The sequence below is a fragment of the Paraburkholderia kururiensis JCM 10599 = LMG 19447 genome, from assembly GCF_003986935.1.
In the GTDB taxonomy this organism is placed as follows: domain Bacteria; phylum Pseudomonadota; class Gammaproteobacteria; order Burkholderiales; family Burkholderiaceae; genus Paraburkholderia; species Paraburkholderia kururiensis.
This window is the reverse complement of sequence record NZ_RJZE01000012.1, coordinates 195,837-221,499: the sequence shown is the minus strand read 5'-3', so window position 1 is coordinate 221,499 and position 25,663 is coordinate 195,837. Positions and strand designations below refer to the sequence as shown.

Annotated in this window: 26 protein-coding genes and 1 pseudogene; 15 read left to right on the top strand and 12 right to left on the bottom strand. The window is 62.1% G+C overall.

What is annotated here, in order from left to right; genetic code table 11:
• The first annotated feature begins 301 nt into the window (after nucleotides 1–301).
• From PKKP23_RS16675 to PKKP23_RS16660, 4 genes are all read left to right on the top strand, one after another.
• Nucleotides 302–871: a carboxymuconolactone decarboxylase family protein gene (locus PKKP23_RS16675; RefSeq protein ID WP_126877709.1), complete on the top strand. Its 570-nt coding sequence runs from the start codon at nucleotides 302–304 to the stop codon at nucleotides 869–871.
• Nucleotides 872–935: 64 nt separating this feature from the next.
• Nucleotides 936–1,712, top strand: coding sequence for an enoyl-CoA hydratase/isomerase family protein (locus PKKP23_RS16670; protein ID WP_126877708.1), 777 nt, complete (start codon nucleotides 936–938; stop codon nucleotides 1,710–1,712).
• 52 nt (nucleotides 1,713–1,764) lie between these two features.
• Nucleotides 1,765–2,436 (top strand): peroxiredoxin-like family protein, encoded by a 672-nt coding sequence (locus PKKP23_RS16665; protein WP_126877723.1) that lies wholly within the window; start codon nucleotides 1,765–1,767, stop codon nucleotides 2,434–2,436.
• An 89-nt stretch (nucleotides 2,437–2,525) separates the two neighbouring features.
• The gene (locus tag PKKP23_RS16660) at nucleotides 2,526–3,242 is read left to right on the top strand and encodes an SDR family oxidoreductase (RefSeq protein ID WP_126877707.1); all 717 of its coding nucleotides are present in this window, start codon (nucleotides 2,526–2,528) and stop codon (nucleotides 3,240–3,242) included.
• On the opposite strand, the gene PKKP23_RS16655 is transcribed toward PKKP23_RS16660, so the two are convergent.
• Both PKKP23_RS16655 and PKKP23_RS16650 read right to left on the bottom strand, forming a co-directional pair.
• Entirely contained in the window at nucleotides 3,219–4,151 is a 933-nt protein-coding gene (locus tag PKKP23_RS16655) for a LysR family transcriptional regulator (protein ID WP_126877722.1), read from the bottom strand. The two genes, PKKP23_RS16660 and PKKP23_RS16655, sit on opposite strands and share 24 nt — an antisense overlap.
• Before the next feature lie 206 nt (nucleotides 4,152–4,357).
• Entirely contained in the window at nucleotides 4,358–5,473 is a 1,116-nt protein-coding gene (locus PKKP23_RS16650; protein WP_126877706.1) for an alkene reductase, read from the bottom strand.
• A 244-nt stretch (nucleotides 5,474–5,717) separates the two neighbouring features.
• On the opposite strand from PKKP23_RS16650, the gene PKKP23_RS16645 reads away from it, so the two are divergent.
• A complete protein-coding gene (locus PKKP23_RS16645) occupies nucleotides 5,718–6,341 on the top strand; it encodes a glutathione S-transferase family protein (RefSeq protein ID WP_126877705.1) in 624 nt (207 codons plus the stop codon).
• A gap of 318 nt (nucleotides 6,342–6,659) precedes the next feature.
• Here PKKP23_RS16645 and PKKP23_RS16640 read toward each other — a convergent pair whose 3' ends face one another.
• The 4 genes from PKKP23_RS16640 to PKKP23_RS16625 form a co-directional block, all read right to left on the bottom strand.
• Complete coding sequence (locus PKKP23_RS16640) at nucleotides 6,660–7,562, bottom strand: plasmid partitioning protein RepB C-terminal domain-containing protein (RefSeq protein WP_126877704.1); 903 nt, start codon at nucleotides 7,560–7,562, stop codon at nucleotides 6,660–6,662.
• Entirely contained in the window at nucleotides 7,559–8,428 is an 870-nt protein-coding gene (locus tag PKKP23_RS16635) for a ParB N-terminal domain-containing protein (RefSeq protein WP_420873233.1), read from the bottom strand. Before PKKP23_RS16635 ends, PKKP23_RS16640 begins: the two co-directional genes overlap by 4 nt.
• A 29-nt stretch (nucleotides 8,429–8,457) precedes the next feature.
• Nucleotides 8,458–10,023, bottom strand: coding sequence for a recombinase family protein (locus tag PKKP23_RS16630; RefSeq protein WP_176049016.1), 1,566 nt, complete (start codon nucleotides 10,021–10,023; stop codon nucleotides 8,458–8,460).
• A 169-nt stretch (nucleotides 10,024–10,192) separates the two neighbouring features.
• Complete coding sequence (locus PKKP23_RS16625) at nucleotides 10,193–10,636, bottom strand: hypothetical protein (RefSeq protein WP_126877702.1); 444 nt, start codon at nucleotides 10,634–10,636, stop codon at nucleotides 10,193–10,195.
• Nucleotides 10,637–11,039: 403 nt separating this feature from the next.
• Here PKKP23_RS16625 and PKKP23_RS34990 point away from each other — a divergent pair, with 403 nt between their 5' ends.
• Nucleotides 11,040–11,375, top strand: coding sequence for a hypothetical protein (locus tag PKKP23_RS34990; protein WP_126877701.1), 336 nt, complete (start codon nucleotides 11,040–11,042; stop codon nucleotides 11,373–11,375).
• A 211-nt stretch (nucleotides 11,376–11,586) separates the two neighbouring features.
• Here PKKP23_RS34990 and PKKP23_RS16615 read toward each other — a convergent pair whose 3' ends face one another.
• The 3 genes and pseudogenes from PKKP23_RS16615 to PKKP23_RS16605 all read right to left on the bottom strand — a co-directional run bounded on the left by PKKP23_RS16615 (nucleotide 11,587) and on the right by PKKP23_RS16605 (nucleotide 13,115).
• Nucleotides 11,587–12,099: a 3'-5' exonuclease family protein gene (locus PKKP23_RS16615; RefSeq protein WP_126877700.1), complete on the bottom strand. Its 513-nt coding sequence runs from the start codon at nucleotides 12,097–12,099 to the stop codon at nucleotides 11,587–11,589.
• Between the two features lie 460 nt (nucleotides 12,100–12,559).
• Nucleotides 12,560–12,754, bottom strand: a pseudogene (locus tag PKKP23_RS16610) (magnesium chelatase domain-containing protein); the annotation flags it as partial.
• A 106-nt stretch (nucleotides 12,755–12,860) separates the two neighbouring features.
• Nucleotides 12,861–13,115: an accessory factor UbiK family protein gene (locus PKKP23_RS16605; protein ID WP_017772582.1), complete on the bottom strand. Its 255-nt coding sequence runs from the start codon at nucleotides 13,113–13,115 to the stop codon at nucleotides 12,861–12,863.
• A gap of 409 nt (nucleotides 13,116–13,524) precedes the next feature.
• Here PKKP23_RS16605 and PKKP23_RS16600 point away from each other — a divergent pair, with 409 nt between their 5' ends.
• The 7 genes from PKKP23_RS16600 (at nucleotide 13,525) to ptsP (ending at nucleotide 21,154) form a co-directional block, all read left to right on the top strand.
• On the top strand, nucleotides 13,525–13,863 hold the full coding sequence (locus tag PKKP23_RS16600; RefSeq protein ID WP_006048089.1) for a P-II family nitrogen regulator: 339 nt from the start codon (nucleotides 13,525–13,527) through the stop codon (nucleotides 13,861–13,863).
• Nucleotides 13,864–13,889: 26 nt separating this feature from the next.
• Nucleotides 13,890–15,398, top strand: a complete 1,509-nt coding sequence (locus tag PKKP23_RS16595; protein ID WP_126877699.1) for an ammonium transporter — start codon at nucleotides 13,890–13,892, stop codon at nucleotides 15,396–15,398.
• 273 nt (nucleotides 15,399–15,671) lie between these two features.
• Nucleotides 15,672–16,961 (top strand): glutamate--cysteine ligase, encoded by a 1,290-nt coding sequence (gene gshA / locus PKKP23_RS16590; RefSeq protein WP_017772583.1) that lies wholly within the window; start codon nucleotides 15,672–15,674, stop codon nucleotides 16,959–16,961.
• 169 nt (nucleotides 16,962–17,130) lie between these two features.
• Complete coding sequence (gene gshB / locus PKKP23_RS16585; RefSeq protein ID WP_126877698.1) at nucleotides 17,131–18,087, top strand: glutathione synthase; 957 nt, start codon at nucleotides 17,131–17,133, stop codon at nucleotides 18,085–18,087.
• A 274-nt stretch (nucleotides 18,088–18,361) separates the two neighbouring features.
• Nucleotides 18,362–18,859 (top strand): PTS sugar transporter subunit IIA, encoded by a 498-nt coding sequence (locus PKKP23_RS16580; protein WP_017772585.1) that lies wholly within the window; start codon nucleotides 18,362–18,364, stop codon nucleotides 18,857–18,859.
• Between the two features lie 67 nt (nucleotides 18,860–18,926).
• On the top strand, nucleotides 18,927–19,196 hold the full coding sequence (locus tag PKKP23_RS16575) for an HPr family phosphocarrier protein (protein WP_017772586.1): 270 nt from the start codon (nucleotides 18,927–18,929) through the stop codon (nucleotides 19,194–19,196).
• A 215-nt stretch (nucleotides 19,197–19,411) separates the two neighbouring features.
• Nucleotides 19,412–21,154 (top strand): phosphoenolpyruvate--protein phosphotransferase, encoded by a 1,743-nt coding sequence (ptsP, locus tag PKKP23_RS16570; RefSeq protein ID WP_017772587.1) that lies wholly within the window; start codon nucleotides 19,412–19,414, stop codon nucleotides 21,152–21,154.
• A 45-nt stretch (nucleotides 21,155–21,199) separates the two neighbouring features.
• Here ptsP and PKKP23_RS16565 read toward each other — a convergent pair whose 3' ends face one another.
• The 3 genes from PKKP23_RS16565 to gpmA form a co-directional block, all read right to left on the bottom strand.
• Entirely contained in the window at nucleotides 21,200–21,958 is a 759-nt protein-coding gene (locus PKKP23_RS16565) for a HesA/MoeB/ThiF family protein (RefSeq protein ID WP_017772588.1), read from the bottom strand.
• 175 nt (nucleotides 21,959–22,133) lie between these two features.
• The gene (locus PKKP23_RS16560; RefSeq protein ID WP_126877697.1) at nucleotides 22,134–23,717 is read right to left on the bottom strand and encodes a S41 family peptidase; all 1,584 of its coding nucleotides are present in this window, start codon (nucleotides 23,715–23,717) and stop codon (nucleotides 22,134–22,136) included.
• Between the two features lie 272 nt (nucleotides 23,718–23,989).
• Nucleotides 23,990–24,736: a 2,3-diphosphoglycerate-dependent phosphoglycerate mutase gene (gene gpmA / locus PKKP23_RS16555; RefSeq protein WP_017772590.1), complete on the bottom strand. Its 747-nt coding sequence runs from the start codon at nucleotides 24,734–24,736 to the stop codon at nucleotides 23,990–23,992.
• A gap of 179 nt (nucleotides 24,737–24,915) precedes the next feature.
• On the opposite strand from gpmA, the gene PKKP23_RS16550 reads away from it, so the two are divergent.
• Nucleotides 24,916–25,341 (top strand): rhodanese-like domain-containing protein, encoded by a 426-nt coding sequence (locus PKKP23_RS16550; RefSeq protein WP_126877720.1) that lies wholly within the window; start codon nucleotides 24,916–24,918, stop codon nucleotides 25,339–25,341.
• Entirely contained in the window at nucleotides 25,338–25,598 is a 261-nt protein-coding gene (grxC, locus tag PKKP23_RS16545) for a glutaredoxin 3 (protein WP_017772592.1), read from the top strand. The genes PKKP23_RS16550 and grxC overlap by 4 nt, the downstream gene beginning before the upstream one ends.
• The last annotated feature ends 65 nt before the right edge of the window (nucleotides 25,599–25,663 follow it).

The window sequence follows — 25,663 nt, the reverse complement described above, 5'->3', positions numbered from 1 at the left end:
AGCACGACACAGCCAAAGAAGGAGCGAAAGAAGACCCAGATACCCACCGAATAACCCGCAAAGCTGGTCCAACGGGTGGGTCAGAATTCAATGCAAATCGTGGGTCAGGCTTCCGTGCAAATCAACATCAGAGCATTTGCTCCGGTTGCGTTGGACCATCTGCTCTCCTCAGACGTGTACCTCAACGGCACAGCGACCGCTTTATGCCTGCCAGGAATGAGTGTTATCGACGGCGCCTGCCTTCTTCGAAAAGGCGCTGACCTTCATCATTTGCTCACCGTCAACCAACAGGAGCAAAACGATGAGCAACTTCCAAACCTACACAATCGATAACGCACCGGCCGCTTCGAAGTCCAGTCTCGAAGACACGAAACGCGCCTTTGGTTTCGTCCCCAACCTGCAGGCGCATATGGCGGAGTCGCCCGCGCTGCTCGCCGGTTACTCGGCGCTGTGGGATCTGTTCTCGAAGAGCACGCTGACACCGCACGAACAGCAGGTCGTCTATCTGACTTCCAACTTCGAAAACAACTGCCACTACTGCATGGCCGGTCACAGCACGCTGGCAAAGATGATCAAGATGGACGCAGGCGTGATCGCCGCGCTGCGCGCCGGCACGCCGCTGCCCGATGCAAAGCTCGAAGCGCTGCATCGCTTCACGACCCTGGTCGTGCGTGAGCGTGGCTTCGTTCCGGAAGCCGATGTCGACGCGTTTGTCGCCGCTGGCTACACCCGTCAGAACGTCCTCGAAGTGATTCTGGGCGTAGCAACCAAGGTGATGAGCAACTACACGAACCACATCGTCCACACCGAACTCGACGGCTTCATGGCCGGTAACGAGTGGACCAAACCGGTCGCCGTCGCTGCCGCCTAAGCCGTCTCCGGGCGCCCTCGCAGCTCCCGTTCCACCCCATATCGAAGCTCACCGAGGAACCGCCATGTCCACGTTCGACCGCTACAAAGACGCCTACTCCAACGCCAGACTGGCCCGTACGCCGGACGGCGTGCTCGAAGTCCGTTTCCATACCGACGGCGCGAAGCTCGTCTTCAATGGCCATACGCATGAGCAGTTCACCGACATGTTTCATCAGATCGGCGAAGACCCGGATAACCGCGTCGTCATCCTGACAGGTAGCGGCGACGCATTCATGGACGCGATCTCGCCGGAAGGCTTCGATTTCTTTACGCCGCGTGGCTACGACAAGATCTTCCGCGAAGGCCGCAAGATCCTGATGAATATTCTCGATATCGAAGTGCCGATGATCGCCGCGCTGAACGGTCCGGTGCTGTTGCATTCGGAATACGTCCTGCTGTGCGACATCGTGGTGGCGACACCCGAGACGGTGTTTCAGGACATGCCACATGCCGTGTTCGGCATCGCTCCCAACGATGGCGTCCATCTGCTGTGGCCGGAAATGATCGGCAGCATTCGCGGCCGGTATTTCGTGCTCACGCAGCAAGAGCTCGGGGCCGAGGAAGCAAAATCGCTGGGCGTAGTCAACGAGATCGTGCCTGCGGATCAGTTGCTGGAACGTGCGCACGCAATTGCCGCAACGATCACAAAGCAGCCGCCGCTCACCACCAAATACACGCGCATCGGACTGACGCAGCGTCTGCGCCGCGTGATCGACGAGGGCATCGGCTACGGCTTGGCGCTCGAAGGGATCACTGCGGCCGAAGTGGCCCGCATTGCAGCCGCGCAGAACCCAGCCTGAATTTGCGGCCACCCGATTCCTCAATTCACTATTCCCCTCAAGGAGAACGCTCATGTCACTGCAAGACAAACTCGATGCATTCCGGGCCGATTTCAAGGCGGGCAAACCACCGTTCAACGCACCGCCGGAGATTCATCCGGTAATGGAGCGTGCTACGGCAGAACTGATAGCAAGCGGACAGGCGGGCCGCGCGATCAAGGCAGGCGACCGCGCACCGCATTTCAACCTGAAAGATCAGGATGGCAACGACATTTCTTCCGCTGCGTTGCTGGTGAAGGGCCCACTGGTGGTGACGTTCTATCGCGGCGTCTGGTGCCCTTACTGCAATATCGAATTGCAGGCGATCAACGAAGTGCTGCCGAAGATTCAGGCTTATGGCGCGAACGTCGTGGCAATCTCGCCGCAAACGCCGGTCAACAGCCGTAAATCGGTGCGCACCAACGAACTCGGTTTTCCGGTGCTGAGTGACGTGGGCGGCCAGACGGGCGCCGAGTTCGGATTGCAATTCGCGTTGCCCGACTATCTGGTCGATCTGTACAAAAACCTGAAGAACGATCTGCCGACGTTCAATAACGATCCGGGCTGGACCTTGCCGATGCCAGCGCGCTACGTCATCGGACAGGACGGCATCGTGCTGTATTCGGAGGTCAACCCGGATTACACGCGTCGTCCGGACCCGTCGGACATGTTTCCGGTTCTGGAAAAAGCAACGGCCAACGCCTGAGCCCTGCCGCTCAACGCCAGCCAATTGCCACCTGCGCCGGAGAACCCGGCGCGGCTTTTCTAGCCCTTCCAGTTCGTAAAGGACATTTGATGACACAGCGTACATTTCTCGTAACCGGCGCGACCAAAGGCATTGGCCTTGCACTAACAGAACGGCTGATCGCCGATGGCCACCACGTGGTGGGCCTCGCGCGTGACGCAAGCGACTTTCCGGGCGAACTGGTCCGCGTCGATCTGGCCGATCGTGCCGCAACCGGCGCGGTACTCGATGACCTCGTTCGCCGCCATGCGTTCGATGGTGTGGTGAACAACGTCGCGTTGGTCAGACCGCAGCCTCTGGGTGAAGTCGCGTTAAACGATCTAGACGACGTTCTCGCGCTGAATCTTCATCCTGCGGTGCAGACCGTGCAGGCCCTGCTTCCCGGTATGCGCACACGCGGCTGGGGACGGGTCGTGAACATTTCCAGCCTGACGATTCTGGGCATGACGCAGCGCACGGCCTATGCCGCAGCGAAAGCAGCGTTGGTGAGCTTTGCGCGTTCGTGGGCGCTGGAACTCGCGGGCACGGGTATTACGGTGAACGCGGTCGCGCCGGGTCCGACCGAGACCGCACTGTTTCGCGCGAACAATCCGCCGGGCAGCGACGGCGAGAGGCGTTATCTGTCCGCAGTGCCGATGGGGCGCTTCGGCCAGCCGCATGAAATTGCCGCGACGATTGCGTTTCTGCTATCCGACGCGGCTGCTTTCATGACCGGCCAGACGCTTTATGTCGACGGCGGCGCATCAATCGGAAAGCTCGCTTTCTGAGGCCATGCCGTCGGTGCCGCTGCCAGCGGCACCAAGGATCTCTTCAACAAAGGCGACGAACGCTCGCGCCTTCGCACTCATCAGTCGTCCGGCGGGAAACACCGCCCACAGGTCGATCGAGGGCAATTCCCAGTCCGTGAGTACCGCTTGAACCGTGCCATCGGCAAGTTCGGGCGAGAACATCCATTCCGATGCGATCGCGAGACCTATGCCGCCGAGCACCGTCGTGCGGATGCCTTCGGCGGCGCTCACACTGACGCGTCCAGACACGACAACGGCCACTTCCTTGCCTTGCTGGCTGAATGCCCACGACTCGCCACCGCCTCGCAACGAATACACGATCACCTGATGCTGACTGAGGTCCGCAGGCGTTTTCGGCGCGCCCGCTACGGCGAGATACGCAGGCGTTCCAACAACCAGTCGGCGGCTTTGTGCAATGCGGCGTGCCGTCATCGTCGAATCATCGAGAGAACCCATGCGCAGTGCAACGTCCACACCCATTTCGAGCAGGTCGATGGTTCGATCGTCCAGCACGATATCGATCTGCAGGTTCGGGTGTCGGTCAAGAAACGTCTTGAGCGCAGGCAGGATATGCAGGCGCGCGAACGTCACGGCGGCACTGATGCGCAGCACGCCGGATAGCCCGGTCGACGCGTCGCGCGCGACATGCTCGGCAAGCTCTACTTCTTCGATTGCGCGCCTCGCGTGCTCGTAGAAGCGCTGCCCCGCATCGGTGGGGGTCAGGCCGCGTGTCGAGCGCAACAGCAGTCGTACGCCGAGCCGCTCCTCAAGTTGCGCAATCGACTTCGATACGGCCGGTTGCCCGAGTTTGAGCCGCTTCGCGGCTGCCGAAAACGAGCCCGCCTCCACAACGCTGATGTACGTTTCCATTGCTGCCATCCGGTCCATGAAGTCGCTTCTCCTTGAAGGACCGTAAAGTCCGTGTTGTAGCCGAGATGTGTGTTCAGCCAGAAGTCTATCGCGCCAGAACATGGCCGATGAAGTCAGTGGTGTTAGCGGCCTTTGCATCGACATCGCAATCAGAATCCGCAAAAGCAAAACGACCCCGCACAGGCGATCCTGCGTCGGAGCCGTCAGCAACGCTCGCTTCTGTTTCAGATACCCGGCGCCGCGCTGTGGAAGGAATAATCGGTGTAGCCGCGCGCATCACCGCCATAGAACGTCGAGCGGTCGTAACGGTTCAGCGGCGCGCCGACACGCAGTCGCTCAGGCAGATCCGGATTGGAGATAAACAGGCGCCCGAAGGCGACGAGATCGGCGTCGCCTGCCTCGATGATGCGATGCGCGCTATCCGCAGTAAAACCGCCCGCCGCGATGAGTGTGCCTTTGAACACTTGCCTCAAATCTTTCGCGGAGACCGCCGAGGCCGCTGCGGCGACGTCATCGTTACCGCGCACACGCGGCTCGACTACATGCAGATACCCGAGCCCATAGCCATTCAGACGACTGGCGACATAGCCGAACGTGGCACGCGGATCGCTATCGGACATCGTGCCGTAGGAGCTTCCCGGCGACAGACGAACCGCGATCTGGCCTGCGTCCCACACCGAACTGATGGCATCGAGCACCTCGAACAGAAAGCGTGCGCGGTTCTCCAGCGAGCCGCCGTACGCGTCGGTACGGTGATTCGAACCGTCCTGGAGAAACTGGTCGGGCAAATAACCATTGGCGGCGTGCAGTTCGATACCATCGAAACCAGCCTGTTTCGCCAGTGTCGCAGCGTATCGGAATTCCTCGATTACGCCGGGAATCTCATCAAGTGCGAGTGCACGCGGGACGACCTGTTCGACTTCGACAACCTCGCCGCTTTCGTCGTGGATTGCCGAGTGTTCATAGGCGCGGATGGCAGAAGGCGCGACCGGCACTTCTCCGCCGATGTTGGCGGGATGCGCCTGTCGTCCCGCGTGCCACAGTTGCAGGAAGATTCGTCCGCCTTCCGCGTGGACGGCGTTCGTGACGCGTCTCCAGCCGCGCGCGTGTACATCAGTGTAGATGCCCGGTGCGCCCACATAGGCGAAGCCGAGCGGAGAGACGGACGTCGCATCCGAAATCAGCAAGCCGCCCGACGAAGCGCGCTGCGCGTAGTAATCGACCATCAGATCGCCGGGGACGTTGTGCGCATCGGTGCGCATCCGTGTGAGCGGGGCCATGACGACACGGTGACTGACCGGATAAGGACCGACCTGAGTCTGGGTGAAGAGCATGTTCATTGCGCGTTACCTGAAAAATGAAAAGACCTTCTGATTCTCAGGGCAAGCGTGGGTCTGCAGAAGACCGCACCGAGTGATAGCTGCCATTCCTGCGCGGAATAGCGAGAAGCATGAGTCACCGGGCGTCGTGAGCCATTCCTTGCAGGAATAGCGCTTATCACTTCGGCCGGACTTCACCGATGGTCAAATCCCGCGCAAAGTTCGTCTCACGTCAGGCAGTTACCTCTCCCAAAGGACCACACCCATGTACCACGTTCATGCATTCGCTACGCCCAATTCCGTCAAGGTGCCGATCGCACTCGAAGAGCTCGGAATCGACTACACGCTGCATGCCGTCAACGTTCGAAAGGGCGAGCAGAAGAGCGAAGCATTTCTCGCATTAAATGCCAATGGCAAAGTGCCCGTGCTGACCACCGGGGACCGTAGTTTCACACTGACGGAGTCAGCGGCCATCCTTGTCTATCTCGCCGAGACGCACGGCAAGCTGCTCTCGCAAGACCCGTTGCGGCGGGCGCGTACGTTCGAACAGCTCTTCGTCCATGGGTCGGGCCTGAGCCCGGCCTTCGGGCAAGCGGGGTACTTCCTCAAGTTTGCACCGGAGCCGATGCCACACGCCATCGAGCGCTTCTCGAGCGAAGCAAATCGTCAATTGAAGCTGCTCGACGCGATGCTTGCCGTGCAGCCATTCGTCGCGGGCGATGAATATTCCATCGCGGATATCGCTCACTTTGGATGGATATGGCGACGTGCCTTTCCGGACCTGACGCTTGACGAGACGCCGCATGTGCAACGCTGGTACGATGCGATGCTTGCCAGACCGGCAGTCACGAAGGCAATCGGGAAACTCGAACGGCTTGCGAACGCGTGATGCGCTTCACGCATGTCGACCGGCAGGAAATCGCACGCCGATCAACTGCTCACTCCTCGTCCACAACCGACGGACCAGGTCCGGGCCGACTGCCCAAGGCGCACACCGGCTTTGCTACGATCGGACACGGCCAGAGACGCGATATCGCTGGGTGGCAAAATGTCCGCTCCCGAAAGTGGACCGGCCGTTCGGCGTCCCAGCGGATGCTCATACAAACGTCCGAAATTGGCCGATTTGCGCCTCATGCGAATGGCATATCGAGTCGAAGCAGCCGGCGAAGGTGGTCGGCTGTATGCGCTTCCGAGCGTGGAGCGCCCCTTATGCCGACCCCTCGAACGCGGGCTGATCGAGAGCAATTGTGTCGACAATGGTCTGGATTTCCACGAACAGGTCGGAATGTTGAGATCGCAGATACTGTTGTACCGATGCGTTGTCCAGCAGCCTCGCCAGATATCCCTTTGCGAGCACAAGGTTCAACACGTCCTGCCCATAGGTCTGTTCCACCAGCTTGTATTGCCCCTGCAGGTTGCTCATCTCCCGTTCCATTTTTGCCATCTGCTCCGGACCCACGCCCGTCAGCTTTTTGGGCTTCTTTCCGTCGATCAGCTGGGATGCAGGCGTCGCGACGAGCAGTGCTTCAGCGTACGCGACGGTCAGGCTATTCGCCGCAGTCATCAATTCGACGCACTCGACCTGTCGCGTCGTTTTCATCTTGCGCAGGGCACGAACGAGCTCGGGCGAAAACTGCCGGTCCTTCAGCAGTTCGGCCGCCTCCGCACAGATGCCGTCGAGCAACGCCATCCGCTTGAGGATCTGTGATACGTCCACCGCCAGCGCCTTCGCCAGCCGCTCCGGCGAGACCCCTCGTTCGACCGCCCGACGGATCATGTGGTGCTCCTGGATGGTGGATAGCCGGTTGACCCTGTTGTTGAAGGTGTAGCTCTCATCGTCGGTTGCGACGAGACAGGTAGCGGTTTCGAACTGCAGATCCAGCAGCGCAGCGAGCCGGAGATGGCCATCGAGCAGGACGTGCTGACCCGACGTGATGTCGGCGGCCGTAACCGACAGTGGTTCGATCATCCCGACCTCTTCGATCGAACTTTTGATCTGCCTGAACTTGCGTGATATCGGCACTCCGGCCGACAACCGCTTGGAGGGCAGGATGTTCCCGACCGGAACCGTCAGCGGTTCGGGAATGAAGCCTAGTGCAACGCTGCTCATGCCAGGCTCCCACTGGACCACACACGTTCTGCCAGATACTTCGGCAGCGTGGCCAGTCCTTCCGCGCGCAGCAGGTTCACAAAATTCTCGTCCGAAAACAGTTGCCGGAGTGCGCCGACCACGAACAGTAAGCGCTGCTGCGTGAACTCAGCTTTCTTTACCATCGCCTTTTGCCGCGCCACCTCGCGCTGGTATGTCCGGACAAGACTGGATGTCGTTACGTCAGCCATCTTGCGCGGCATGTTCCGGCCGGCGCCACGGCCAAGCGCCTTACGGCGCTCGACGATCCTTCGGGCGTCCATCAACTGCCGGCCGCGCAACTTCCCGGATTCGTACGCCTCCTGCAGGGCTGCCTGAATGGCTTCATCGCTGTCCCCGGCGCCAACGATCGACAGAGCCGTCCTCAGTGGAACCTGCCCCGTTTCCACCGCAACGACAAGGCGTTCCTCGCCCTGCCGAAGCAGCGTCAGGATGCCCTGGACGTAATGCATCGTGAGACCAGTCTTCTCGGCGATGGCTCTCGGCGCATAGCCCCGTTCCTGCAGGTCCCGGATTCCGGCGAGCAACTCAAGCGGACGGCACAGCCGACGTGCAATATTCTCCGTGAGGCTCATGATGAATGCGTCTTCGTCGCTCACGATGTCCACAAGAGCCGGAATGGTGGTCTCGCCAAGGGCGCGAAATGCTTTCAGGCGGCCCTCGCCACAGACGAGCAGGTAGCGCTCACCCCCGTCCGCCGTCGCGCGCGGGGTTACGACAATTGGCTTCTTCAGGCCGATCGCCTTGATGTTGCTGACGATCTCCTCGAAAACGCGGCTGTTCCGCTCTCTTGGATTGATCACGTCGATCTGGTCGATCGGGACCATCCTTACCTCGGCTGGCTGCCGATGTCGCATCATGCTGCTCTCCTCAGGCGGGCGCGCTGCGCCATGCCATACAGGAAATCGAGTGTGTCGAAGCGATAGCTTTCGAACTCGACGGGATTCCAGTCTGCGAGCTGGATACGCGGCTGGCCGAAGTCGAGCCGCGGGAGGAGGTAGTAGTCAAGCGTGGACTGGTTGTTGCGGTCCAGCCGGACGGCTACCGTGATGTCGGGCAGCAGACTGGTGTCAAACCGGACCTTCCAGTGGTTGCGGCCCGAGTCGTGTACCTGGCAGCGCGACAGGACAATGCATGCCGTAAATTCGCTGTTCACAGCCAGCATGTCTGTTGCGGGGTCGCGAACGACCATGCCACCCAATGCCGCTATCCGGTTCTCGGTCTCGGCAACAATGCCCGGATGCAGTTGTCGCAGGAACCGGTTGGTCTCGATGTACCGGTAGTCGCGACCCGGCGTGAATCCGACCGTCTGGTATGCGCGGATCAGGCTGCCAAAGTGATAGGCATAGACCGACGAGGATGGCATACCCTCCGTTTCGTCGATCACTACGCCGGAAAGGAATCCCCGACTGTGATACAGCTTGCGCAGGCGCTCGATGAGATCCTCGCTTGAGTAGCGCCGGGCTCGCGCGCGCATGATGCCCTGGGCTGTGTAGAAAGTTTCACTGGGGACAACCGGTTCGAACGCCCTTTCCTTGCGGATCCACATGTCAGGTGGATTCACAACGCGGGCCTTCCTGAGCTTGAAGGAGACACGGTTGTAGACGTTGTTACCGATGTATTTCTCGTTGGTCAGAACCTCCCGTACGGTTGCCCGGGTCCAGTTGCGCCCGAGATCGGTCTGGATATGCATGCCGTTCAGCCGGCTGGCGATCTCATATTCGTTCAGCGACCCGTCGATGAACCAGCTGTAGATGAGGTTTACCGTCCGGATTTCGTTCTCAGGGCCGGGCATGAGGATGACGCGGTCGGTCTGCAGGCATTTGTGCTCACCGCGCACCAGTTCGCCCTTCATCAGGCCAGCCTGATCCACGAGAATGCGGCGGAGCCCATAGCCTGCGGGACCGCCTTGTCTGAAACCCAGTTCGATCAGCCGGCATTGTCCGGCGAACACCTTCGCCGAGAGCTCCCGACTGTATTCGCCAGCCATTGCGCGCTTGACACCCTTGACGATTGTTGAGACCGGAGAGCCATCGTTTTCGAACTGCTCGGCGCAGTACGCTACCTGGATGCCGGCCCGCCGGCAGACGTACTCATAGTAGGCACTTTCGTCTGCATCCTGGAACCGGCCCCAACGACTCACGTCATAGACGAGAATCACCTGAAAATCCGCGGCGCCGCTTTCGACGTCCCGGATCAAGGCCTGGAGCGCCTGGCGCCCGCCAATGCTCAGGCCGCTCTTGCCTTCATCGGCATAGGTACGCACGATCTCGAGTCCGCGGCCCGCTGCGTAGTCCCGTATCCGGTCCCGCTGATTTTCGGTCGAGTACTGCTGGTGTTCCGTTGACATCCGGACATACTCGGCCGCACGCACCGCTGAAGCCTGCGTGACGACTGGTTCGCCTGTGCATTCGAGGTTCACGATTCGCTCCAACCGGCAACGACTCCTCGCCTCGCCGCTCCAGGTCCACCGGCCAACCGGATTCCTGTCGACGTCAGCCGATCCAACAGGTTGAGCGCGGCTGATGCGAGCAACACAAGACAAACGTAGCAGGTGTACAGCCGGGATCAATCACGTCATCTCTTTGCAATCACACGGGAGGAGAGCCGGGCGCGGAAAGGACGGTGATGTGAACCATCCACGCGTTCATCTTTGCAACGCTTGCCCCGACTGCATCGCACAGAAGATAGAAGCCCGACGTCAGCGGGCGGAAGGCCGCTGACACATCCATCTTTGCAACGGGCTCGGCATGTCGCAGGGCATTGCGTTCTCGCTGCATTGCGCGGTTGCGCTCGCGCGACGCTGGATGCGTTTCGCGATAGCGTCGCCAGTACTCCGGATGCCGGGCACTCCAGGTGGCTTGGGCCTTTGCCTGGTTCTCTCGATAGTCAGGATCCGTTCGAAGGCGCTCATGCTGCCAGGCGCGCCGACGGGCGGCCTGACAGGCCGCCGATGAGCAGTACCGTTGATTCGGGACGTGTGCGAGCGGGGTGAAGAGCGCGCCGCAGGCGGCGCAGGTGCGGGCCGGTCTCATGGCAGGGCTCCAGGCCGGCACATTGTCGACACACGTTCAGCGCACGCCGGCCAGCTCTTCGCTGAACGTCGCATTTTGACGTGTAGCGACGCGCGTGACCGACACCTCCTTGACGAAAGGACCGCGTGTCGGCTTTTCAGCGCCAAATTCGACCTTGAACGCGTTCTATACGCCTCAGAGCTTACGATGGAACGCTTATTGTCCACCAGGCGAGCGCGCCCGTTTTCACATCGACTCAGCGATCTTCCTCTCGTACGTACCTGATTATGGATGACCCAGGACATACACGGCGAGCATTGCCTGTGAAGTCAGCCCGTTCGATCGTGACCGCATCCGCCTTGGTGTCACGCAGGCTCGAGGAAAATGGTGGTATTCCAAAGCCGCAGAGTATGCAGGCCGCCCGATGGAGAGTCTGGAAATGGACCACACATTAGTCGATATATGGGTAATTGACGACAACCTCGGCATTCCGCTCAGACGAGGGCCAATGACTGTTCATGGCCGATTCTGTCGAAAAACACCGCAGAATTCGAGCGGGTTACGCCGCTGCATGAGCGAAGGACTCGTTGAAGGCGAAGGATTCGCCGTGGACGCCAGCGTGGTTAAGGCCGATGCGAATCGTGCGCGCGGCGTGCCTGGAGAAGAAGTGATTGACTGGCGCAAAGGCGATGGCCTAACACGGTCTAGAGAAGCCTTGATCGCCGCTCAGCGGTCGTTACCGCTTAACATGGCCGAGTGAAATCACTCGGCCATGTTAAGCCACAACCAGCCAGCCAGATTGCTTAATTCGCGACGCGCAGAAGCCCGGCGTTGTTGATGTTCACGCAGAACTGACCCACCCTAATCCAAAACCGAGGGTGCTAAAGATTAAACAGATGGAAGTGACGGATAACACGGCCATAGACCTTCCGGGAGAACCTATGCCGATAGCTGGAAATCTTCTCGGTGTTTCAGCGGCTGCATGCCCAGGCATTTGCGCGAGCATCATGTAGCGCGTGATGCTCGCCGCCGTGACGCCTGTAATACAAGGCGCGACGTTGGGCATTGAGTTGAGTCGACACGTCCTCGACCTTCCAGCCGTTTAAGACGGAATCATCGATCAGTGTAAAGAGAAGGTCGAGGTCCATGCGGAGCTCGTAGCAAAGCGTCGGGCACCCCGAAACCGGGATGCGGAGGAACCAGTTGCACAATTCGCTTCGCAGTTGTGCGAGCGTCATACTGCGCCCAGCTACACGTCCCATTTGCGGCAGTACCGCAGCTCGTACGAATTCATTGCACGCCGATGGATCAAAGTCGTGGCGCTCGCCATAGAATTCGTGCCCATTTTCGCCCACAACAGCCAGACTAATCAGCGCGGGGTGCTCAAATCCTGTGAACTCGGTATCAATGAAGTAGCGATTGTTCCAACCGCTTTGTGATGCCGGGTGCAACTGTTCGTCCCCGGAGAAGGTAATGTGGCGCATGACTTGCCTCCCGGCCAACCTAGATCCTCGAGCGCGTCACACGCGGCTCGACTTCGACGCCCTGTAGCTAGCAATAGACTTGACCTCGACGAGCAATGGGCGGCACCGATCTTCAGACAAGCGATTGCTGGCCCTAAATCGTACGAGGAAATCGGGCGTGTAACGTTGATCTCGCGCGGTTCTGTATCTACCGTCGCAAAGATAGGCGTTGGTCGTGCCTACACGCCTTTCTGCGGAGGAAGATTCATGTGCCGGCCGTCAGAACCGCTAGGGTGCTGCTCTCCACGCGTGATCAAGTTGCGCCCGAGAAGTCCAAATGAGAATGAAAGATTTGTAACAAGAGGCGGCTCGGTTGCGTATCCCGTAATGTGAGAAAGTGGGTCTGAAGCTGCGAGGCCGAAAGATATCGATGGTGAAATACCTTGCTCACATTTGCCCAAAAGAGTCCTTGACTACATTTGATCCGGCGGACCGGAAAGTCGAAACCGCAGTTTTGAAGCGCGGCGCGAACACGCTCGCGGCTTTCGCGGACTTCGAGGTCGGGCAGGCCGACCATGGAGAACGAGGGTAATCCGTTGGCGAGGTGAACCTCGACCGTGACTTCGGGCGCGCGGCCAGCAGCCGGCGCGCGGCTGCGCACCACGGCAAGCGACATGTTTTCCTCCCGGTGAAGTAGCCCGGCGGCGGACGCCCGGGCTACCTCGAAACGCTGATGACTCTACGGCTCGCTTGCCGTGGCTCGGGTCTCGACTCGCGAGACCTTAAGAGGACTGTGCCGTAGCGAGCTTCTGCTCGAGTTCGGCGACGCGCCGCTCCAGTTCTTCGAGCCGCGAGCGCGTGCGCACGAGCACCTGAGTCTGCGTATCGAATTCCTCGCGCGTGACGAGGTCGAGCTTCGAGAAGCCCTGCGAGAGCATTGCCTTGACGTTGCGCTCCATGTCCTTCGCGGGCGAGTTCTTCAGCAACTCCCCAATACGTGCCTGCAGATCGTTGAAGACGTCGTTCGGCTGTTTCATTTCAAACCCCTTTCTGCACAGAGACTGTGCAAGTTTCGTTGTGACTGTGCTGAGCGGCGCGCAATGAACAATTTTGGTGCGTGAAACACGAGCCACCTCACATTCATGGGCGCCTTTGGTGCGGGCGCTGCCCGGCCAACCGTGCGGACACTCTAGCAACGATCGCGTCGTGGCGCCACCCAGCGCGGCCCACGTTAGCCGTCAGGCCAGGGGCCTTGTTGCGGCGGGCGCAGAGGTGCGTTGGCCATGCGGCTATGTAAATTGGCATGGGAGTTGCTGTTACTGCCCCGCGCACCGAAAGCCGGCTCGCCGGCGGTGCATCGACGCGGTTGGGGAGTACCGCATGTCGACGGACAGGGCACGAAAAACGGGTTACGCAAAGGGTTACGCAACTTCAGCGAGGATTTCAATGAAACTCATTACCGCAATCATCAAGCCGTTCAAGCTCGATGAGGCGCGCGAAGCCTTGTCGGCCATCGGCGTCTCCGGGATCACGGTCACGGAAGTGAAGGGCTTCGGACGGCAGAAGGGGCACACGGAGCTTTATCGCGGCGCCGAATACGTCGTGGACTTTCTGCCCAAGGTGAAGATCGAGGCGGCAGTTTCCGACGACATCGTCGACCAGGCGATCGAGGCGCTGGAGCGTGCCGCGCGTACGGGCAAGATCGGCGACGGCAAGATCTTCGTCACGCCGATCGAACAAGTGATCCGGATCCGCACCGGCGAAACGGGCGCGGACGCCCTGTAAGAATACAGAGACAAGAGGAAACGAAGATGCGCAAAGTATTGATGTCATTGTTCATGGCCGGCTCGCTGCTGGCGGGCGGTATCGGCGCTGCACTGGCCGATGACGCGTCCGCGCCGGCGGCCGCTTCCGCTGCTGCATCGGAGCCGGCCGCAAGTGCCGCGCCCGACGCATCGGCGGCGGCTCCGGCGTCGGCACCTGCTGCAGACGCATCCGCAGCACCGGCGGCCAGCGCCGCCGCAGCACCCGACGCGTCGGCCGCTTCGGCCGCCGCTGCGGCTCCGGCCGCGCCCACCGCGCCGTTCTCGGTCGATTCGTCGAAGATCAATTCCGGCGACACCGCGTGGATGCTGACCTCCACCGCGCTCGTGCTGTTCATGACGATTCCGGGTCTCGCGCTCTTCTACGGCGGCATGGTCCGCAAGAAGAACGTGCTCGCGACGATCATGCAGAGCTTCGCGATCACCTGCCTCATCACGGTGATCTGGACGGTGATCGGCTACAGCCTCGCGTTCACGCCGGGCAACTCGTTCATCGGCGGCTTCTCGCGCGTCTTCCTCGCCGGCATGAACTACATCAAGGGCGACAAGGCGACGACGCTCACGGTGAGCCACCTCGCGACCACCATCCCGGAGACGGTCTACTTCGTCTACCAGATGACGTTCGCGATCATCACCCCGGCGCTCATCACCGGCGCGTTCGCGGACCGCATGAAGTTCTCGGCGATGCTCGTGTTCATGGCGCTGTGGTCGATCCTCGTCTACTCGCCGATCGCGCACATGGTCTGGGAACCGACCGGCTGGCTCGCATCGGCAGGCATTCTGGACTTCGCAGGCGGCACGGTGGTGCACATCAACGCCGGTATCGCCGGTCTCGTGTGTGCGCTCGTGCTGGGCAAGCGCGTGGGCTATGGCCGCGACGTGATGGCTCCGCACAACCTGACGCTGACGCTGATGGGCGCCGCGATGTTGTGGGTGGGCTGGTTTGGCTTCAACGCGGGTTCGGCAGTGGCGGCGGATGGCCGTGCCGGTTTCGCAATGCTCACGACGCAAGTGGCGACGGCATTCGCCGCGCTGGGCTGGATGTTTGCCGAGTGGATCGCCAAGGGCAAGCCCTCGGCGCTGGGTATCGCGTCGGGCGCCGTGGCGGGTCTGGTGGCCGTTACGCCGGCCTCGGGCTTCGTGGGTGTGGGCGGTGCGATCGTGATCGGCATCGCGGCTGGCGTGATCTGCTTCTGGTCGGCCACGTGGCTCAAGGGCAAGTTCGGCTATGACGACTCGCTCGACTGCTTCGGCGTGCACGGCGTGGGCGGTATCGTCGGCGCCATCCTGACCGGCGTGTTCGCGGTCAAGGACATCGGCGGCGCCGACGGCAGCGTGGTTCTGCAGCTCAAGGGCGTGCTCACCACCGTGATCTACAGCGGCGTGCTGAGCTTCATCCTGCTGAAGGTGATCGACATGGTGATCGGCCTGCGCGTCACGGAAGAAGAAGAGCGCGAAGGTCTGGACGTGGTGCTGCACGGCGAGCACGTCGAATAAAGGAATTCGGGGCGGCCGCCCGGCCGCCCTCACGGAGTAACAAGCGCAGCGACTTTGGCCCGCCTTATGGCGGGCTTTTTTCTGCCTGCACGTTTTTGCTCTTCGCCTCGGGATGCCGGCAATGAGGCGCCCGCGCGCCTGCTTCTTTCCCCCTTCTGCCTATCAGGGCTATAGCCACAATGCATGCGCCCCCCGCTTGCCAACGGAGAAAGCGGCCCCAAATGCACAAGGCATTTGCTCTACAATCTTTTTTCTCCCGTCAGCGAGTGATCAATGGTTCCGCATCTAGTTACGGCGTTAAACGGCCCGCTGCTCGATCTCGAGCGGAAGATCCTCGACGCCACGCCGGCGATCGAACGCTGGTTCCGGCTCGAATGGCAGGAGCACACGCCGCCGTTCTACTGTTCGGTCGATCTGCGCAACGCGGGCTTCAAGCTCGCGCCGGTCGACACCAACCTCTTTCCGGGCGCCTTCAACTGCCTGCCGCAGGAAGTGCTGCCGCTTGCCGTGCAGGCCGCTATGGCGGCCATCGAAAAGATCTGTCCGGACGCGAAAAACCTGCTCGTGATTCCGGAGCGCCACACGCGCAACGCGTTTTATCTGGAGAATGTGGCGCGGCTCGCCACCATCATGCGCCAGGCGGGACTCAACGTCCGCTTCGGCACGCTCGACGAAACCATTGCCGGCCCCGTCACGATCACGCTGTCTGACGGCCAGAAGATCGTGCTGGAGCCGCTCGAGCGCACGCCGCGGCGGCTGGGTCTCAAGAACTTCGATCCGTGTTCGATCCTGCTCAACAACGATCTCTCCGGCGGCATTCCGCCCGTGCTCGAAAACCTGCATGAGCAGTATCTGCTGCCTCCGCTGCATGCCGCGTGGGCGGTGCGCCGCAAGTCGACCCACTTCTCGTGCTACGACGACGTGGCCAAGAAGTTCGCGAAGATGGTCGAGATCGATCCGTGGATGATCAACCCGTACTTCGCGCACGTCACGGGCGTGGATTTCGAACTCCGCACGGGCGAAGAAGCGCTGGCCGATGCGATCGACGGCGTGCTCAAGAAGATCGCGCGCAAGTACCGCGAGTACGGCATCTCCGAGCGCCCTTACGTGGTGATCAAGTCCGACGCGGGCACCTACGGCATGGGCGTGATGACGGTTCACGACGCCTCGGAAGTCGCGGCGCTTTCCAAGCGCGAGCGCACCAAGATGGCGGCGACGAAGGAAGGGCTGGAAGTGCACGACGTGATCGTGCAGGAAGGCGTCTACACCTTCGAGCACGTAGGCGACGAGGTGGCCGAGCCGGTGGTCTACATGATCGACCGGTATGTGGTGGGCGGTTTCTACCGTGCGCACGGCAGCCGTGAGCGCGACCAGAACCTCAACGCGCCGGGTATGCACTTCGTGCCGCTCGGTTTCGAACACACCGCGCTGCCCGACGCCCATGCGAAGCCGGGCGCGGCGCCGCCGAACCGCTTCTACATGTACGGCGTGGTGGCGCGGCTGGGGCTGCTCGCCGCGTCGGTGGAACTCGAGAAGACCGACCCGGAAGCCATTCAGGTGTAGCGCGAGGCGCGTCGCCGCGTTTGGGCGGCAAGGCCGACGGCGCCCCTCACGGTCAACGCAAGTGAGGCGCCGCGCCACCGCGCCGCGGCCGCACGCTGGCGAGGTGCGCAGCGCTGCTGTCTGGCGCGGTACCGGGCGCCGCAGCGCCCATCAAAACATCAGGGAATTCATGAACATCCTTTTTATCGCCGACCCGCTGGACCGCTTCAAGATCTACAAGGATTCGACCTACGCGATGATGGCCGAGGCGGCGCGCCGTGGCCACACGCTCTACGCGTGCGAACCGAAGCACCTGGGCTGGGCGATGGGCGCTGTCGAGGCGACGGTGCGGCGCTTTCAGATCATCGGCGACGGCGAGGACTTGCATCGTCATCCGTGGTACGCCGCTGAGGCGCCCACGGCGCGCGAACTCACCGGCTTCGACGCCATTCTGATGCGCAAAGACCCGCCGTTCGACATGGAGTACGTCACGTCGACGTGGCTGCTCGAAATTGCCGAGCGGGCCGGTGCGCGTGTGTTCAACCGGCCACAGGCGATTCGCGATCACTCGGAGAAACTGGCGATCGGCGAATTTCCGCAGTTCGTGGCGCCTACGCTGGTGACGCGCGACGCGGACCGGTTGCGCGCGTTCCACGCCGAGCACGGCGACGTGATCCTGAAGCCGCTCGACGGCATGGGTGGCATGGGCGTATTTCGCGTGAAGCCGGACGGCATGAACCTGGGCTCCATTATCGAAATGCTGAGCCACGATGGCGCGCGTTCGGTGATGGCGCAGAAGTTCATCCCCGAAATCAAGGACGGCGACAAGCGCATTCTGCTGATCGGCGGCGAGCCCGTGCCGTATTCGCTCGCGCGCATCCCGCAAGGCAACGAGGTGCGCGGCAATCTCGCCGCGGGCGGGCTGGGCCGCGCGCAGCCGCTTACGGCGCGCGACCGCGAGATCGCCGCGACGCTGGCCCCGGTGCTTGCCGCGCGCGGGCTGTTGCTCGTGGGACTGGATGCCATCGGCGACTGGCTCACCGAGGTCAACGTGACGAGTCCTACGTGCTTCCGCGAAATCATGGAGCAGACGGGTTTCGATGTGGCCGCCATGTTCATCGACGCGCTGGAGCGCGCGGTCGCCTGAGCGCATCCGCCCTGCGCGATACGGCGCAGGGCGGATGCGATGCAGGTGCGAGCCAGGAGCCAGGGCGGGCAGATGTTTGTTCAAAGAGCGAAAATGACCCTGCTACAATGCGCGCTCGCGCGGCGGGACAGTGGAAAAAACGCTGTCTATACAAGGGCTTTCAAACAGCCGACCGCGTGGTCCGACCCTTGCATCTCATGCGGATGCGAAGCTGAAAGGTCGGAGGTTTCGGTCCGGGCCGCGCTCCAGGGCCGTTATTTGCAGCAAGGCTGATATGGCAGGCATTCTGATCATCGCGCATGCTCCGTTCGCTACCGCGCTTCGCGAGTGTGTTGCTCACATTTACGGCGGGTTGCCCGCACGCATCGGTGTCATCGATGTGTTGCCGGACAGCGACCCCGCGCAGGTGGTGGCGCAGGCCAACGCCGAGATCGACCGTCTCAGGGAAGAAAACGGCGCCCTTGTGCTGACCGACATGTTCGGCGCCACGCCGTCCAACATCGCGGCACGGCTTGCCACGCTCCCGCAGGTGCGGGTGCTGGCCGGCGTCAATCTACCGATGCTCGTGCGCGCCGTCTGCTATCGAGCCACGCCGCTCGATACGCTCGTCGACAAGGCGCTCGCCGGTGCTACCAAAGGGGTTCAAGAGATCGTTCCTGGCGCGCCTGCGGTATCTGCTGCCGCCGCGGCTTCGGACTGTCTGACCGAAGCGGCCGTCACGCCCTGTGCGGCGCTGCCGAATAACGAGACTGTGAAGCCGGCTGGAGCGTAACGAAGCATAGACGAGCGCCTGACTTCACTACCTGTCTGTCCTACCAACCAGCGTTTCGGACCCACCCATGCTGCAACAAGAAACCACCATCGTGAACAAGCTCGGCCTGCATGCTCGCGCCTCGGCCAAACTGACGCAACTTGCCGGCAACTTCCAGGCGGAGATCTGGATGAGTCGCAACGGCCGGCGCATCAACGCGAAGAGCATCATGGGGGTGATGATGCTGGCGGCGGGCATTGGCAGCCAGGTGCTGATCGAAACCGAAGGTCCGGACGAGCAGGACGCGATGGACGCACTGCTGAAACTGATCGCCGATAAATTCGGCGAAGGCCAGTAAGCGCGCGACGCAATCCCGATGCGTGAAAACGCCGCGGCTTGCCGCGGCGTTTTTTGTTTGGCATGCCGAATAGCGGCTTGCGTACGGCATTGCGGCGGGTGGCGACCATGCTGCGCCGCACACCATCGATACGCGTTACGGAATTTATAATCACTATCGGGGTCCGAGGCATTGCAGCGGTTTGCCGCGGCATCACACAACTAGAGGAGGTGCGCGTGTCGTTCACGCTGCATGGAATTCCCGTGTCACGCGGTATCGCCATCGGGCGGGCCTATCTCATCGCCCCGGCTGCACTCGACGTCGACCACTATCTGATCGAGCCTTCCCAGATCGAAGGGGAGGTCGAGCGCTTTCGTACGGCGCAGGGCACAGTCCACGAGGAACTGGAGGCGCTGCGCGCCGACCTGGCTGCGGACGCGCCCAGCGAAATGGGCGCCTTCCTCAACGTTCATACGATGATCCTGAACGACGCGATGCTCGTGCAGGAGACCATCGACCTCATCCGCACGCGTCGCTACAACGTGGAGTGGGCGCTGACTGAGCAGCTGGAACGTCTGTCGCGCCATTTCGACGACATCGAAGACGAGTACCTGCGCGAGCGCAAGGCCGACATCGAGCAGGTCGTGGAGCGCGTCTTGAAGGCGCTGGCCGGTGGTTCACAGTCGGCGCTGGATGGCGTGCACGGCAGTTGCGACGAGATGATCGTCGTGGCGCACGACATCGCGCCTGCGGACATGCTGCAGTTCAAGACGCAAACGTTCCAGGGCTTCGTCACCGACCTGGGCGGACGCACCTCGCATACGGCAATCGTTGCACGCAGCCTTGGAATTCCCGCCGCGGTGGGCGTGCAGCAGGCGAGCACGTTGATCCGCCAGGACGACCTCATCATCGTGGACGGCGATCACGGCATCGTGATCGTCGACCCGGCGCCCATCGTGCTGGAGGAGTACACGTACCGGCAGAGCGAAAAGGCACTCGAGCGCAAGAAGCTGCAGCGGCTCAAGTTTTCGCCCACGCAAACGCTGTGCGGCACGAAGATCGAGCTGTGCGCGAACATCGAATTGCCCGAAGACGCGCGTGCGGCGCTCGAAGCCGGCGCAACGGGCGTGGGGCTCTTTCGCACCGAGTTCCTGTTCATGAATCACAAGGAACAACTGCCCGAGGAAGAAGAGCAGTTCGCGGCGTACCGCCACGCGGTCGAACTCATGAACGGCTTGCCGGTGACGATTCGCACCATCGACGTGGGCGCCGACAAACCGCTCGACGCGGCCGCCGAAAGCTACGAAACCGCGCCGAATCCTGCACTGGGATTGCGCGCCATTCGCTGGAGCCTCTCCGAGCCGCAAATGTTCCTGACGCAGTTGCGCGCGATTCTGCGTGCGTCGGCATTCGGCTCGGTGAAAATTCTGATTCCGATGCTCGCGCACGCGCAGGAGATCGACCAGACGCTCGACCTGATCCGCGAAGCGAAGCGCCAACTCGACGATGCCGGCCTCGCCTACGATCCGAACGTGCGCGTGGGCGCAATGATCGAGATTCCCGCGGCTGCGATCGCGTTGCCGCTGTTCCTGAAGCGCCTCGATTTCCTCTCGATCGGCACCAACGACCTGATTCAGTACACGCTCGCCATCGACCGCGCGGACAACTCTGTCGCGCATCTCTACGATCCGCTGCATCCCGCGGTATTGCATCTGATCGCGTTCACGCTGCGCGAGGCGAAGCGGGCAGGCGTACCCGTTTCGGTGTGCGGAGAGATGGCCGGCGACCCGGCGTTGACGCGTCTGTTGCTGGGCATGGGGCTCACCGAGTTCTCGATGCATCCGAGTCAGCTGTTGGTCGTGAAGCAGGAAATTCTGCGCTCGCACCTGAAGACGCTCGAAAAGCCGGTGGCCGACGTGCTCGCCGCGTTCGAGCCGGAAGAAGTGCAGGCCGCGCTCAAGCGCGTGGCGCAAGCCTGATCGAAGGGCTACTCATGCGGCCGGCACGTGCACGCCGGCTGCGCTTCACTCGCGATGCGCTTTGCCGCATACCGGGCAATCCGGCTGGCGCGCAATGCGCATCGTGTTCCATTCCATGTGCAGCGAGTCGAGCATCATGAGCCGCCCGACGAGCGGCGTGCCGATCTTCGCGATCACGCGCAGCGCTTCGGCTGCCTGCATGGTGCCGATGATGCCGACGGTGGGTGCGAACACGCCCATCGTCGAACACGCGACTTCCTCGAACGGCTGGTCTTCCGGAAACACGCAGGCGTAGCAGGGCGAAGCCGGATCGCGGAAATCGAACGTACTGATCTGGCCGTCGAAGCGCAACGCCGCGCCGGAGACGAGCGGCACGCCGTGGGCGACGCACGCGCGGTTGATCGCGTGACGCGTGGCGAAGTTGTCGGTGCAGTCGAGCACGACGGTGGCGGTCGGCACGGTGGCATCGAGCCATGCCGCGTCCACGCGTGCCGCGACCATGTCCACCTTCACATCCGGATTGATGCGCGCGAGCGTCTCGCGCCCCGACTCCACCTTCTTGCGGCCAATCGATGTGGTGGCGTGGAGAATCTGCCGCTGGAGATTGGTGAGGTCGACGGTGTCGTCGTCCACGAGCGTAAGGCGGCCGACGCCGGATGCCGCGAGGTACATCGCAGCGGGCGAACCCAGACCGCCGGCGCCCACCACAATGGCGTGCGCGTCGAGAAAGCGCTGCTGCGCTTCGATACCGAGTTCGTCGACGAGGATATGGCGGGAATAGCGAAGGAGCTGATCGTCGTTCATGGCAGGCGCGGGTTGAGGCGTCGCGTGGGTGCGGAGGATGCCGGTCGGGCGGACGGTCCGTGTGTTGTCGCTATTCTAGCCGCGCAAACAAATGAGCCTTCGCAGCGCGTGCTGCGAAGGCTCAGTTAGAAAGCGACTGATTGAAGCGGCTGCGGCCTTACTTCGGGCTGCGGCCTTACTTTGCGGCCGGTGCGGAGGTCGCACCCGGCGCCGACGCCCCCGGCGCGGCGGAGGCGCCCGGCGTGACCGGCAGCGCAGGCTTGACCGAAACAGGCGCCGAAGCGGACTGCGGCGGCTTGTTTTGCGCGAGGCGCCGCTCCATCGGCGACTTCGATTCGACAACGGGCTTGCCTTCCAGCTTGTTCAAAGCCTGCTGGAGCATGAAGTCGTCAGCGGAACCGAACTCGACCGGCTTGCGCTCGCGATCCTTCTCGCGTTGTTCCGGCGTCTTCTTGTCGTTCTGTTCTTCGAGCATGCGCAGTTCGTCCATGCGCATCTGCTCGCGCTGCTCCTGTTCCTTCTTCTCGTTCGGGTCCTGCGTGTTCGCGAGGTGATTCGAGTAATCGACTTCACGCGTGACGAGTGCGTCGTCCGGATCGCCGTCGGCGTACTGATCGACCGGGATATCAGGACGAATGCCCTTGTTCTGGATCGAGCGGCCGCTCGGCGTGTAGTAGTACGCGGTGGTCAGGCGCAGGGCCGTGTCGGCAGTCATAGGACGCACCGTCTGCACCGAGCCCTTGCCGAACGTGGTCTTGCCCACAAGCAGCGCGCGATGCTGGTCTTGCAGCGCACCCGCCACGATTTCGGACGCCGACGCGGAGTACGCGTTGGTCAGCACGATCATCGGTACCGTCTTGAAGATGGACGGCAGATTCTTGAGCGGGTCGCCGTCGAAGGACGGCAGCCGATAGTTGTCGTAGGTGTCGCGGTAGATCTGCTTGGAATCCGGAATCTGGCCGTTGGTGGAGACCACCACCGAATCCGGCGGCAGGAAGGCGCCCGCCACGCCTACCGCGCTCTGCAGCAGGCCGCCGCCGTTGTTGCGCAGGTCGAGGATGAGGCCCTTCAGATTCGGTTGCTGACGCGCGATGTCCTGCAGCCGCGCCGCGAGATCGGGCGTGGTGCGTTCCTGGAAGCTTGTGATGCGGATGTACGCGTAGCCCGGCGCCAGAATCTTCATCTTCACGCTCTGGACCTTGATGATCGCGCGCGTAACGGTGAGCGGGAAGGTGCGGTCGTCGGTCTTGCGGAAGATGGTGAGCGTGACCTTCGTGCCCGGCTCGCCGCGCATCTGCTTGACAGCATTGTCGAGTGTCATGCCGCGCACCGGCTTGTCGTTGATGCGCGTGATCAGGTCGCCCGGACGGATGCCGGCGCGAAACGCGGGCGTGTCTTCGATGGGCGAGATCACCTTGATGAGACCGTCTTCCTGCGAAATTTCGATGCCGAGACCGGCGAAGCGACCCTTGGTCTGCTCCTGGAGTTCGGCGTAGTCCGTTTTGTCCAGATACGACGAGTGCGGGTCGAGGCTCGACACCATGCCCTTGATGGCGGCGGTGAGCAGCTTCTTGTCGTCGACCGGCTCGACGTATTCATGCTTGATCTGCCCGAAGACTTCGGCGAAGAGCCGCAGCTGGTCGAGCGGCAACGGCGCGCTCGCGGGTTGCTCGGCCGACACGGAGAACTGCAGGGTTGCAAAAACGCCGGTGGCAAGGCCCGCGGCGATCAGGCCGATGTTTTTCAGGTTCTTTCGCATAGAGTCTGTTGCGGTCAGAAGCGCGTGGCAACGTCAAAGGGGAGAGCGACGGACAAGTATAACTGCACACCGCTACGCACTGTGCAGATGGCGGCGCGACGCCAATGGGACTTCGACAGGGGCCAGGCGGGCAGGTTCAAGACGCGCCGGAGTGGACGGTGTGCGCGGGCGGTGCAGTGCAACATCAGGGCAGAGGCCGACGCCACGCAGTAGTGAGGCATCGGTGGGCGGCGATCGTATGCTCTTCGATCGCCGCCGGAAACTGGCTTGCGTCAGCCCTTCTTGCCCTGATTCGCGACCGCGGCTTGCGCCTTCGCGATGGCTTCGGCGTCGCCGAGGTAATAGTGCTGGATCGGTTTCAGGTTCTCGTCGAGTTCGTACACGAGCGGCACGCCGTTCGGAATGTTGAGGCCGACGATGTCGGTGTCCGAAATATTGTCGAGATACTTCACGAGCGCGCGGATCGAGTTGCCGTGCGCCGCGATCAGCACCTTGCGGTCCGAGCGCACGGCCGGCGCGATCGATTCGTTCCACATGGGCAGCACGCGTGCCACCGTGTCCTTCAGGCATTCGGTGAGCGGCAACTGCTCGCGCGGGACCTTCGCGTAGCGCGGGTCGTTGTAGGACGTGCGGTCGTCGGATGCGTCCAGCGCGGGCGGCGGCGTGTCGTAGCTGCGGCGCCAGACGAGCACCTGCTCGTCGCCGTACTTCGCCGCGGTTTCGGCCTTGTTGAGGCCGGACAGCGCGCCGTAGTGGCGTTCGTTGAGGCGCCACGAATGCACCACCGGGATGTACATCAGGTCCATCTGATCCTGCACGTGCCACAGCGTGCGGATGGCGCGCTTCAACACGGAGGTGTAGGCGATGTCGAACGTATAGCCTGCTTCCTTCAGAAGCAGGCCGGCCTGCTGCGCTTCGCGGGCGCCCTGTTCGGTGAGGTCGACGTCGACCCAGCCGGTGAAGCGGTTTTCCTTGTTCCACGTCGATTCGCCGTGGCGGATGAGAACGAGTTTGTACATGGAGTGTGTGCCGGTCGGTAGTAAGGAAGCGGTAAATGGGTGCCGCGCGAGTTGCGGTGCGGGGTGGACCGCAAGCGCGTCGGTCGAAGGCCCTGCCGGAGCGGCGCAGGTTGCGTCGCCCTCGCGTCAAACGGTTATTTTATAATGAGCGGATTGCCCGTTTCCGGATTCCCTTTCTCGTGACGTTCTTCTCCAATTACATCAACCTTGTACTCATTGCGATCGTCCTCATTTCCGGAGGGTTGCTCCTGTGGCCTTCGATCAGGCGGGGCGGGCGCGGCGGAGTCTCCGCCGCCGAGGCAACCCAACTGATCAACCGGCGCAACGCGATCGTGGTGGACGTGCGGGCAGCCGACGAATTCGCCAAAGGCCATCTGCCTTCAGCGCGTCATGTCGAACTTGCCGAACTGCAGGCAAAGGTCGCCCAGATCGCGAAGAACAAGAGCACCCCGGTGCTGCTCGTCTGTCAGACGGGGCAGCGGGCGAACAACGCGGCGCGTATCGTGCGCGACGCGGGTTACGCCGAGGTCCATGTGCTGGAGGGCGGCATCAACGCCTGGCAGCAGGCCGGCATGCCGGTCGTCAAACAAGGAGTCGCGAAGTGAACAAGGTTCTCATGTACAGCACGCAGGTGTGTCCGTATTGCCAGATGGCCGAACGTCTTTTAAAGTCGCGCGGCGTCGAGCATATCGAAAAGGTGCTGATCGACAAGGATCCGTCCCGTCGCGAGGAAATGATGACGCGCACCGGGCGCCGCACGGTCCCCCAGGTGTTCATCGGGGAAACGCATGTCGGCGGTTACGACGACCTTTCCGCGCTGGATCGCGCTGGCGGCCTGACGCCGCTGCTCGAAGCGGCCTGAGCCGAAGCGGGGCGCAAGGCAGCGCACGGCGCCTCGTGCGCCTCCGCACGCCCCGGCCGCTCGTG